The organism is Stomatobaculum sp., assembly GCF_057248925.1.
The window spans coordinates 59,503-71,637 of sequence record NZ_DBHIHF010000012.1; the positions used below are offsets into that span (position 1 = coordinate 59,503).

The following is a 12,135-nucleotide window of genomic DNA, read 5'->3' on the forward strand; positions in this document are numbered from 1 at the left end:
TTCTGCATGCGACGGGAAAAAGGGATAGCGATTCTTTTACTCTCTGTTTCTCTGCTGCTCTTTGCGGGCTGCGGACAGAAAAAGAGCAAAGAGGCGACGAACAGCGCGGTGCCCGGCACGGAGAGTGTGAGCGAAGAGAGCACAGCGACAAGTACGGCGGCGGAAGCGGAAGAGACGCTCGACGGCGTGGTGCTCGAGGCGTCGATGAACGGCTTTACGCTGCAGAATAAGAAGCAGGGGCTTGTTTATATCGCGACCGGCGAGGACGCCGCCGAGAAGCCTGACCTCACGAGACTGGCAAACGGCATTGTGCCGGGCGAGGGCATACGCTTGCTCGGCAAGACCAAAGACGGAACCTTTCAGCTCAGTGCCGCGGCCGATGAGGCGACGGCACTCGGCGACAAGGACGCGCTCTACACAGTCGGACAGGCGCTGCTCGCGGTCCGGGACAAGAACTTGGACGCACTTGCCGGCATGGCGACCTACCCGCTGTATCTCGGACTCGCGTCCGGCAATGAGGTCGACAACAAGGACGAGTTGTCACAGAAGTACACGGCAGAGCAGATTTTCACCGATGCGTTCTGCGCATCTGTCCTGCACGCCGATCTCTTAACGATACAGGCGGCCGACGGCAATCTGGTCGTCTCGGCGGACGGCGGCAGGCCGAATATGATTTTCACCAAGACCGACGCGGGCTATCGGCTCAGCGCCGTGAATGTCACAAAATAAGAGAGGAGACGCCCCATGAGCGAGGACAAGAAAGCAATGGAAGCGGCAACAGAGGAAGCAGCGGGCGGCGAGCGCCGCGAGAAGAACTTCATCGAGAATGAGATTGACAAGGATCTGGCATCGGGGAGATATTCGCATGTTCAGACGCGCTTCCCACCGGAGCCGAACGGCTACCTGCACATCGGGCACGCAAAGTCGATTCTCTTGAATTACGGTCTTGCGGAGGAGTATCACGGCCTCTTTAACCTCCGCTACGATGACACGAACCCGACCAAGGAGAAGTGGGAGTTTGTGGAGTCCATCCGCGCGGATGTCGAGTGGCTCGGCGCAAAGTTTGATAATCGCATCTTCTTTGCCTCCGACTACTTTGAGACAATGTATGAGTGCGCGGTCAAGCTGATTAAGAAGGGCAAGGCCTTTGTCTGTGATCTGACTGCCGACCAGATTCGCGAGTACCGCGGCGATTTCAATACGCCCGGCAAGGAGAGCCCCTACCGGAACCGCTCGGTCGAGGAGAACTTAAAGCTCTTCGAGGAGATGCGCGAGGGCAAGTACGCGGACGGCGAGAAAGTACTCCGCGCGAAAATTGACATGGCGTCTCCGAATATCAACATGCGGGACCCGGTTATCTACCGCATTGCGCACCTCTCCCACCAGAACACCGGTGACAAGTGGTGCATCTACCCGATGTATGACTTCGCGCATCCCATTGAGGACGCGGTCGAGAAGATTACGCACTCCATCTGCACGCTGGAGTTCGAGGATCATCGCCCGCTCTATGACTGGGTCGTGAATGAGTGTGAGTTCCCGGAGCCGCCGCGCCAGATTGAGTTTGCCAAGCTCTATCTCACGAATGTCGTGACCGGCAAGCGCTATATTAAGAAGCTCGTTGAGGACGGCATTGTGGACGGCTGGGACGACCCGCGTCTGGTCTCGATTGCGGCGCTGCGCCGCCGCGGCTACACACCGGAGTCGATTAAGCGCTTTGTGGAACTGGTCGGCGTCTCGAAGGCAAATTCTTCGGTGGACTCCGCGATGCTCGAGTACTGCATCCGCGAGGACTTAAAGCTCTCGCGCGCGCGGATGATGGCGGTGTTAAAGCCCCTCAAGCTGATCATCGACAACTATCCGGAGGGACAGACCGAGGACCTCGTGATGCCGAATAACCTCGAGAATCCGGATCTCGGCAGCCGCGTGATTCCGTTCGGCAGAGAACTCTGGATTGAGGAGGACGACTTCCGCGAGGAACCGCCGAAGAAGTACTTCCGCCTGTTCCCGGGCAACGAAGTGCGCCTCATGGGCGCTTACTTCGTGAAGTGCGTCGGCGTCGACAAAGATGAAACCGGCAAGGTAGTTGCCGTGCACTGCACCTATGACCCGGAGACCAAGAGCGGCACGGGCTTTGAGGGCAGAAAGGTGAAGGGTACCATTCACTGGGTCAATGCTTCGACCGCAGTCAATGCCGAGTGCCGCCTCTACGAGAACCTGGTCGATGAGGAGAAGGGCAAGCTCGACGAAAACGGTAACCTGAACCTGAATCCGAATTCCCGTATTATCTTAAAGGACTGCAAACTGGAGCCGAACTTTGACGGCGCCAAGGCCTATGACAGCTACCAGTTTGTGAGAAATGGTTTCTTCTGCGTGGATTCTAAGGATTCCCGCCCGGACAGTCTTGTCTTTAACCGCATTGTCTCGCTGAAGAGCAGCTTTAAGCTCTGAGGCGGAAAGAGATGAGCGTAAAAGCAAAGCACTTGTTGCGTCAAAGCTTTGGCGCAACCTGCGATTTCTGAGAAGGAAAGAAGAGTCATTTATGATAGATTTGGACTTGCGCTCCTGTGAGCTTTGTCCGAGACTCTGTCGCGTCAATCGAGAAGAGAAGCCGGGTGCCTGCGGATGCGGCGCCCGGCTTTTTGCGGCGCGCGCGGCGCTCCACTTCGGCGAGGAACCCTGTATCAGCGGCGCGGAGGGCTCCGGCACAGTCTTTTTTTCGGGTTGTAATTTGTACTGTGTCTTCTGCCAGAACCATAAAATCAGCCGCGAGCGCTACGGCAGGGAGCTCACAGCAGCGCGGCTTTCGGATATTTTCCGGGAACTTGAGGAGAAGGGCGCGAACAATATAAACCTCGTGACGCCGACGCCCTGGGTCACGGAGATCAGGAAGGCCTTGCGGCTCTACCGCCCGAACGTGCCGGTGCTCTATAACACCTCCGGCTATGAGCGGGTCGAAGTGCTGCGGGAGCTGGAAGGCTTGGTCGATGTCTGGCTGCCGGACTACAAGTACGCGGACAGTGCGCTCGCCGCACGTTTTTCCGGAGCGGCGGATTATCCGGCGGTTGCGCGGGCAGCTCTGCAAGAAATGTACCGGCAGAGCGGCAACCTCACATTAAATAAAGAAGGAAAGGCAGTCCGCGGGGTGATGATACGGCATCTCGTGCTGCCGCTGCACTTAAAAAACAGCTTTGCGGTTCTGGATGACATCGCAGCGCTGTTTGGGACAGAGCAGTATGTGAGCCTCATGTTTCAATACACGCCTTTTATCCGGACGCGTTTTCCGGAACTGAACCGCGCGCTGACCGGAAGGGAGAGAGCGCGGGCGGAGGCATACTTTTTGGAATGCGGCTTCCGGAACGGCTATATCCAGGAGGCGGACAGCAAGGGCAGTCGCTTTCTCCCGGACTTCAATTTAGAGGGCATATAGCGTTTGGAAGGGATATGGTGTGACGGGACAAAACGAGAGCAAAACCGGGCAGTGATTCATCCATGCCGGATCGACATGGGTTGATCGGTCGGAATGTAAAAAAAGAAAACCGCGCCGCGAGAGGCACTAACCTCTCTGCGGCGCGCTTTGTTTTATTCTTCCTCCGTAATCTCGGTGGCGCGCTTTGCGCTGCTGCCGGCTGCGGCATAGGACTTCGCGAGAATGTTCTCGGAAGTGATTGCCTCCGCCGCGCTGTCTGCGGCCGCTTCGGCATCTTCCGCGGCTGCTGCGGCGGTCTCCCGCACGGTCTCGACTGCGGCCTTTGCCGTCGCCTGTGCTTCCGCGGTCTTCTCGCCGGTAGCCGCCTGCAGGTTGTCGGCGAGAATGTTACCGACATCCTTTAACATGCCTGCGGCACTTGTGACCATGCCCTTCGCCGCTTCCAGCGTGTTTTGGGCCGCCGCCGTGAACTCACCGCGGTTTGCGTTCAGCGAGACATAGTTCCGGTTCGGCGTCTCGGTGTGCGAGGCGCGGTCGCTCTCGCCGTCCTCTTCGTAGTCGTGGAATTCCTCGTCCAGATCGCGGTGGAACTCGCTGTACTGGCGGTAGTAGGAGACAGCTGCAGCCGCAGCGCCCGCGACCAGTGCGAGGCGTGCAAGTCTTCCCAATAATTTAGCCATTCTTAAAACTCCTCTCTCAATCTTTTCTAGTAGTGTAAGCCAGAATGCCCAAAAAGAAAAGCCGTAAGCGCGCCCAAGCGGCGCAAAAAAGAGGGAAAACGAAAAAATGGCACCTGTATTTCGAAGAGAATAGTGGGCAAGACAAGTCTGCTATCAGGGCTTGTAAAATACTACCAGTAAAACGGAAAAATTAGGATAAAACTAAGATAAAACAACAGTTAGCCCTGGAGAATAAATAGGAAAAATCACGAAAATCGAAAAAACATCCCCGCTTGTCAGAACATCTATAGACAGAAACGGGCAGTCGTGATACATTGATTAAGAAAATATTAATGTGCAGAAGGGGGCTCAGCAACCTTCTGCGGGGAAAGTCGAGAGACTTACCCGGCAGTGCAGAGAGAAAGGGGAGGGACATGAAACAAACGAAACATGTCAAAGCAGCCAGAGCGTTTCTGCTGGCGGCAGCTGCTGCTTGCCTCTTTCCGACCGTGACAGCCTATGCAGTTGAAGGTTGGAACAAAGTCGGAGACGAGTGGCAGTACCTGAACCGGGAGGATCAGCCGGTGACCAATGCCTTCAAGAAGTCGAAGGAAGATTGGTTCTACCTTGGCGACTCCGGGGTTCTTCTGAAGAACCGCATTTTCTCCTACGGCGGGTCGGACTACTATGTCGACCAGGACGGCCGCATGGCAAAAAATGCCTGGGTCTTCATTGACCACGAGAGCGATCCTGCCGGCGATTACGGCGACGGCGGCTGGCACTACTTCGGTGCCGACGGCAAGGGCTATCGCGCGAAGGGCAAGGGTTTCCGCAAGGAGATCGACGGCCAGTATTATGCGTTCGATGAGAACGGCAACATGCTGACCGGCTGGATTGACGAGGAGGGAAATGTCCTCAGCGACGAGGATCCGTTCGTCAACGCGCGCTACTACGCGGATGCCGACGGTGCGCTCTATACGAACCGCTGGCTCTACTACGACTGGGGTTCCCACCTCACGAGTGAGGTGACGGGGCGCAGCTACGAGGACTACGAGAAGATGTGGTTCTACTTCGGCGCGGACTCGAAGAAGTACCGGAGCCGTGCGGGCGAGCAGCCGTTCCAGCGCGACATCAACGGCGCGACCTACGGCTTCGACGAGAAGGGTGTCATGATCGAGTGGTGGGACAAGGTCGCGAGCATCTCGAACGCGGTCCGCTCCAACCCGACCGCCGATGAGCGCGTGCGCTACTATGACGGCTACGACGGCGGCCCGCTGATGAAGAACAAGTGGCTCTGGATGTATCCGTCGGCAAACCTCGATGAGAACGAGAACCTGGATCTCGAGAGTTCCTGGTGGAGAACCGACTCGAAGGGCAGAGCGTACCGCAACAAGATTCTGAAGGTCGGCAGCCGCGAGTATGCCTTCGACGGCATCGGCCGCATGCAGACGGGCTTTGTCCTCTTTGACCGCTCGAAGAGCGAATTTGTCGCGCAGTACGATGTGGACGCCTGGAGCGCAAAGGACTTCATCGAGGGCAATATGTACGGTATCGAGAAGGCGGATTTGTACCTCTTCTCGCCGGATGAGATGAACGACGGCTCTATGCAGGCGGGCAAGGAAATTACGGTGGAGCTTGCGGACGGCCCGAGAACCTTTGCGTTCGCACCGAGCGGCAAGGCTTACGGCAACCGCAACTATCTCCAGAAGAAGGACAACAAGTTCTATATCAACGGCCTTCGCCTGGATGCACCGGAAGAGGCAGGCTACGGCATTGTCGTTCAGAACAGCGGCACGCTCGGCACGCCGCAGTACCGTTTCTTTGTCGTCGACAAGAACGGCAAGATTGTGAGTGGCAGACGCGTGCTGAACACCGGTGACGGCTACATTCTGGTCTACAACGGCGAGTTCATCGGCTTCTCCGGCGACGAGGACGCACCGCGCTGGAGAAACAGCGGCAGTGCGGGTGCGGGCTTCTATCACTACGACAGAAGCGAGCGCGACCACTTCGCGCGCGGCCTGATTGCCGGCCCGAACACGACTGTGACGAAGAACGATGTGCCGGATGACCTGGCACTCTTTATCGCAGATCCGAACTAAGAAGGGAGCGTGACAGAAAGATATGAGTAGCAACAAGAATTCTCTCCGCGGCATCCTTCGGAGAGCCCTTGCACAGCTCCTCGCCTTCCTCATGGTCTTTGGCCTCGCAGTCAGCGGGCTGGGCGTGAAGAATGCATATGCGACGGAGTTGCAGCCGGCGCCCGGTGATTTGACAGGGGCAAACGACAGCGGCGCAACCGAAGCCATGGCATTTACGTGGAAGAGTGCAATAGGAGCTTCTAGCGAGGGTGATAGTACTTACACGCATCGCTTTGACATCAAGGGTCTGAACACCGGCGAGACGAATTACGGCAATGCGACTATCGATACAACGTACAACCTTGCCGGTTACGGAACCTGGATTGTCAAGGCTGATACCTTGAATGCGGCACCTCCCTCAGCACATAATTACAGTCTGCCGCTTGCTGGCTATACGGTTGTGAAACCGGATCCGCCGCACAATGGTGTGGTTATGACTTATCCGGATGCTTCGCAGCCGACCGGCTTGAAGAATCGTGATTTGGGAATCGAGTACCGGATGAAGGTTTCCAAGGCATTGGACAACAAGCATGTGATCGTCGATTACTATGTCCATGATACGACGGGAACGGGACCCAGAACGTTCTTTATGGGATCCGGTAGTGATACGAAAATCAAGGGCGATGACTTGGCCAATGTCTATTGGACCGGACGCAGTTTCCACATGGTCAATCGCTCAAGCCTTGAGACGCTGGATCTTGTGTTGAACGACAGCGATTTGGGACTCACTCCGCCGGACAAGACCTATGTAGGCAGGTATTGGCAGTACTGGGATTACATGTTTACGGGAAATACGGCGACTTTCTTTGGGGGCGATGATTCGGGTCTGTCCTATTCTTGGAAATTCAACCTGAATCCGTATGAGACGGTTCACAGAAGAGTGGCATTTCTGGTCAAGGCAACGTCTTACTATGTCTCCTCTTCCGGTGGTAACGACAGCAACAATGGAACCTACCAGAGTCCGTTCAAGACACTGCAACACGCAGTGGATAAGCTCCATGGTAAAAAGGGCTTTATTTATATCATGGATTACGATGGTGCGCCGGTAAATCTGGACGGCGGAAGCGGCACAGATGTTGCCATCGCAACGACAGATTATGAGCATCAGGCGATGGCAGTTCCCTATACGGGGCCGACAGTGGAGATTGTGGCTGCTAATCCGGGGAGCCCGCTGTTTAAGCAGACGGGTAGCGGAAAGTACACCATTGAGAAATTGCATCTGAGCGGCAACAAGGCAGCGGTGACTCGCACGAAGCCTCTGATTTCCGTAGAGGATGGAACTCTCCGCCTTGGCGAGGATGCAGTGGTGGAGAATGCAAAGACGAACGATTACAACTCTGCTGCGGCCATCGATATTGTAGGCGGAACGCTTCACATGGAGCATGGCTCAACAGTCAGAAATAATGAGACACCCGCTCCTGTGAAAACCTCGGGCTCCGAAAAGCAGGGCAAGGGTGCAATCAACTTTGCCAGCGGTCACTTTGTCCTTGCGGGTAGCAAACAGAGCGGCGGCTCTGTCATTACGGTTAGCGGAAACAAGGATGCAGACGGCAATAAGAGTAATGTGTTTGTCGCTGCCAATAAGAAGATTTCCGTGATGCAGAGTATAGCAGGTTCGAGCATCGGTATCTCGAAACTGGCTGTCGGAACGAGTAACGATCTCCCCAGTCCGTTCTCAGGGACAGGGACACCGACCGCAGCGCAGGAAAAGAACTTCGCTGAACTCGGCAGCGGTGTAAGCGCAAGCGGTGTGACTCCGTTCAGTAACTTCTTCAAAGCTGATCAGGACGAGACCTATGGCACATCGGTTGTAGAGTCTAAGACGGCCGCAGACAATGCGGCACTTCGCAGAGCTGGTTACACGATTACATTCAAGTACCAGGATGCACAAGGCAATACGGTGCCGGGCGCTGAAAACCGTGCAGTCAAAAATCTTGCGGCAGGTGAAGCTGTCAATGAACCGAAGCCGACAGTTACCCCGACATCTTATAAACTCTCGAGTGTCGAGACGGATGAGGTGGTTCCTTCCGGCGGAACAGCTAAACTTACGCTGGACAATACGGCGACGAGTCCGGATCTTGGTAAAGTCACCGGTTTCATGCCGAAGCAGAACATTGTTGTGACTTACAAGTATGTGCGGGAGAACAGCACGATTACTTTCGATGCCAAGGGCGGCACGCCGACACCGGCTCCACTCAGCGGTCTCGCCGGTAATCCGACCAACGCAATACCGCCGACTGTTGTCAAGTACGGTTATAACTTCCTTGGTTGGAATAAGCGCGGCGTGAGCCCGGTTGCGCCCGCAATGTCGATTCCGACAACCTTCCCGACGACGCCGGAGGTTTACGATGCGATTTATTCGGTCAACCACGGCATCAAGTTCGGTTACACGACTTCCTATGAGAACAGTGACGGCAGCATTGTCTTCCAGACCACGACGGTTCCGTCGGCATACTCGGTCGAGGATACGCTGAACGGTAACCGCAAGGAGGTTCCGGGCTATGTCTGGGCACCGGCAGATTCCTTCACGAATCCGGCGACCTATCAGTTTAGCAATCAGACCGCAGCGGCGCCGTTCGGCACCTTCGACAATGTGGCCGGTACGGCAACCTACGGAAACTTCACAGGTCAGTTCCCGGGTCAGGATGCAGCAATTACCTGGCGCTATCGTGTGGATCCGTCCCACCCGGGCTTCCAGCTGAAAGTCAATCATAAGACCGCTTCCGGCACGACGGTCGCACCGACGACGACCACGATGGTGAAGCCGGAACAGCCGGTTGTAGCACATGCAGTCAATGTAGTAGGGTATAGCTATGATCGCCTGACGGTGGATCACGGCAATACGGCAAACAGCGCCGATCCGAACCCGCTCACCAATGCGTTGACCGGCAGTGCGGATGCACTCGGCAACTACAACGGTGTGATGCCGAACCAGGATGTGGAAATTACTTATTACTATACCGGTGCCGGCATGGGACAGGAATTCACGGTTGCGCAAGAGGATCTCGGCACAGTCGACAGTCTCCTGAAGAACATTGTCCCGGCGACGGTGACGGGTCACGCGACCGATGATGTGGTCGAGGGCGATGCGCTCACGATGCCGCAGAGCTACGGGTACATCTTCAGCACGCACAGCGACAACCCGGTCGGCGCAGTGGTCGCAGGTGAGACCACGACCTTCAATACGGCAACCAAGCACTACAAGGCGAAGATGCCGACGACCGATCTGAAGCTCACCTACAGCTACACGAGAGATCCGAGCGCATGGGGCAATATCCAGTTCTACAGCGGCAAGGATGCTGTCGGCGGCACTGAACTCGGAACCCTGAGCTCCGACAATATGGCACCGGCAGACGACCCGACCAAGCAGGTTTCCCCGGATGTCCAGGCAAACGGCACGAACTCCTTCAAGGTGAGTGTGCTGAAGGACAACGGCGCAGGTCAGGGTTACACTTACGCGGATCTCAAGGCAAAGCGTTTGCTGCCGATTGTGACCGCAAACGACTACCATTACATGCTGGACGGCTGGTTCGTGGATACGAACAACAACCGCGTCATGGACGGTAGTGAGCATCTCCTCCAGGATACGGATCGCTTCCAGGGCGGCGAGAATCTGGTAGCGGCATTCAAGGAAGATCCGGCTTGGTGGGTAGATATTAACTTCGGACCGTTTGACAGCCATGTGACCTGGAACGCCGGTGTTCCGACCACGCTTCACACCTGGAAGGACAAGACCTGGGCACAGGTGGAACCGGCTGCAAGCAGCTACACCGGCGAGGTCAACTACATCCGCAAGGGCTTTGTGAGAAGCTCCGACAGCCACCTGATGGCGGCAACGGACGCCATTGCAAACGGTGAGACCTATCTCATCAAGTTCACGCCGGATCCGGTGGTCTTCGGTCTTCCGGTGCACCCGGTGGATGCGGGCGGCAGCCTTGACACCCAGGGTAAGGGCGTTGTGACGGCTTACGACACGAAGCCCGGCTACAAGTACATTGTCGTGGATCCCGACGGCAAGGTTGTGGGCGTCGAAGACGGCAACCCGGCAGGCAGAACCTACTTTAACAACCTGACACCCGGCACGACCTATCAGGTCTACGAGGCAGAGGGCGATAACACGGCTCAGGTCGGCGACGACATCTCGAATGTCCCGGCACCGATCAGTGCGCCGAGCCCCGCACATGTGCCGGCAGTCGACACGAACAAGCAGATTACCTATGATCCGAACGATGAGACGAAGGTGAACCTCACGATTGACCCGGCTGACAGAGATGCGGACTACGCATTGATTGATGAGAACGGCAATGTCGTGACAACACCGGAGACCCAGGCGGACGGCTGGCAGGCAGGCACGCCGGGCAGAATCACGTTCAGCGGTCTGACACCGAACAAGCCGTACACGGTCGTCGCAAGACCGCACGGCAGAAATGACATTACCCCGCTGCAGAAGCTTCCGGACGGCACGGTTGTCGTCATGGATCCGGGCGGCGAGATTGATGTGCCGAAGTTCAGCATCACGACGACGGACGGCGAGAGTGAAATCACGACCGTCAACGGCAATGCAATCAACACGAACTACTTCGACGAGGCGCACAAGGACGAGGCAGTGGTCCTGACCGCACCGGCGACGAACAGCGCAGGCGAGACCTTCAAGACGTGGAGAGTCACGACCGGTGTGATTCCGGGCATCAACAGCCAGCTCGGCAATGCAACCCTGACCTTCACCATGCCTGACACCAATGTGGTTCTGACCGCTTACTATAACCGTAACCTGAACGGCAATGCGCCGGTCACGGATGAGGTTCGCGGCGGCAACCCGGGCGAGATGGCACTGGATCCGAATGCGATTCCGGGTCTCGAGAACTATCTCACCACACCGGACGACCAGGTGCTCATGAATGTGAACCACGCGGACGTGAGCTACAAGGTTGTCTACAACAAGAAGAATGTGCCGTCTTCGGTTGCGACGGCGCTGAAGAACGACACGGCGAATGTCGATGCGGCAAACCACCCGGATGCCTTCACGGCAGCCTGGGAGGTCCAGACCAACATTGAGCGCTATGTCAACGGCAGACTTGTGCCGCGCGCAACGGCGTCCACTGCAACCTTCAACACCTATGTGCAGCTCGACAAGGAAGATGTGAATAACCTTGACTACCAGCTGCTCCGCGAAGACCCGTCGAACCCGGGCAACTTCCTCCCGCAGACCTTGACGCCGGCGGATGTCTATGCGAGCGGCGGTCTGTTCCAGTTCACGGCCGAAGAGGGCGTCAAGTACTATCTGACCTACTCGAAGGCATACAAGGTGACTTGGATTAACAACAGAGACACCATGGCACCGTGGCCGCAGTACAGCTTCCCGGTCAGAAAGGGCGATTCGCCGTCCGACTCCGACTATACGACGCAGTACAACACGGTCACGAACAACGAGCCGACCGGCGCGGCGACGCACCAGACGGATCCGGCAACCGGCGTGGAATACGACTGGAAGGGCTGGAGCCGCAAGGCTGACAAGTTCAAGCAGTATGACGACACGGCGCCGATTAAGAAGCGCACCATTGTCTACGGCTACTGGGAAGATAACCGGCAGGTTGTCGACGATACGAGAAACGGCCTCGAGGATGCGATTAAGAAGGCACTGAAGCTCTCCGATGACTTCTTCCTGAAGCGGAAGGAGACCGCAGCGCTGATTAACGGTGTCCCGGGTGTACACACGGGCATCAACGACGCAATCGCAGTCTTTGAGAAGACCGGCCCGAGAGCTACGGCGGCAGAGTTGCAGCAGGCACTCGACGATTTGCTCGACACGATTCGTCGCTATGACAACACCCTGAATCCGCGTTACAACCACTACAACCAGATCACGAACGGCAACCTGTCCGGCGGCGCAAGCGGCGGCGGCGGCGGTCGC

General features: G+C 56.7%; 6 protein-coding genes. 5 read left to right on the forward strand and 1 reads right to left on the reverse strand.

The genetic code is table 11. The features are described from left to right. Nucleotides 1-6: 6 nt before the first annotated feature. The 3 genes from ACO4XG_RS05955 (at nucleotide 7) to ACO4XG_RS05965 (ending at nucleotide 3,427) form a co-directional block, all read left to right on the forward strand. A complete protein-coding gene (locus ACO4XG_RS05955) occupies nucleotides 7-729 on the forward strand; it encodes a hypothetical protein (protein ID WP_308509199.1) in 723 nt (240 codons plus the stop codon). 36 nt (nucleotides 730-765) lie between these two features. Continuing rightward, nucleotides 766-2,448 (forward strand): glutamine--tRNA ligase/YqeY domain fusion protein, encoded by a 1,683-nt coding sequence (locus ACO4XG_RS05960; protein ID WP_308509204.1) that lies wholly within the window; start codon nucleotides 766-768, stop codon nucleotides 2,446-2,448. Nucleotides 2,449-2,539: 91 nt separating this feature from the next. Beyond that, nucleotides 2,540-3,427 (forward strand): radical SAM protein, encoded by an 888-nt coding sequence (locus ACO4XG_RS05965; protein WP_308509200.1) that lies wholly within the window; start codon nucleotides 2,540-2,542, stop codon nucleotides 3,425-3,427. A gap of 152 nt (nucleotides 3,428-3,579) precedes the next feature. Here the strand turns inward: ACO4XG_RS05965 and ACO4XG_RS05970 are convergent, their stop codons facing one another. Next, the gene (locus tag ACO4XG_RS05970) at nucleotides 3,580-4,107 is read right to left on the reverse strand and encodes a hypothetical protein (RefSeq protein ID WP_308509201.1); all 528 of its coding nucleotides are present in this window, start codon (nucleotides 4,105-4,107) and stop codon (nucleotides 3,580-3,582) included. A 413-nt stretch (nucleotides 4,108-4,520) separates the two neighbouring features. On the opposite strand from ACO4XG_RS05970, the gene ACO4XG_RS05975 reads away from it, so the two are divergent. After that, on the forward strand, nucleotides 4,521-6,185 hold the full coding sequence (locus ACO4XG_RS05975; RefSeq protein WP_308509202.1) for a cell surface protein: 1,665 nt from the start codon (nucleotides 4,521-4,523) through the stop codon (nucleotides 6,183-6,185). Nucleotides 6,186-6,207: 22 nt separating this feature from the next. Next, nucleotides 6,208-12,135: InlB B-repeat-containing protein (locus ACO4XG_RS05980; RefSeq protein WP_308509203.1), on the forward strand; the 5,928-nt coding region annotated here is incomplete at its 3' end.

What these genes read in the sequence shown, in the direction of transcription:
- ACO4XG_RS05955 (WP_308509199.1), top strand. Translation starts at nt 7, where the DNA reads ATGCGACGGGAAAAAGGGATAGCGATTCTTTTACTCTCTGTTTCTCTG.
- ACO4XG_RS05960 (WP_308509204.1), top strand. Translation starts at nt 766, where the DNA reads ATGGAAGCGGCAACAGAGGAAGCAGCGGGCGGCGAGCGCCGCGAGAAG.
- ACO4XG_RS05965 (WP_308509200.1), top strand. Translation starts at nt 2,540, where the DNA reads ATGATAGATTTGGACTTGCGCTCCTGTGAGCTTTGTCCGAGACTCTGT.
- ACO4XG_RS05970 (WP_308509201.1), bottom strand. Translation starts at nt 4,107, where the DNA reads ATGGCTAAATTATTGGGAAGACTTGCACGCCTCGCACTGGTCGCGGGC.
- ACO4XG_RS05975 (WP_308509202.1), top strand. Translation starts at nt 4,521, where the DNA reads ATGAAACAAACGAAACATGTCAAAGCAGCCAGAGCGTTTCTGCTGGCG.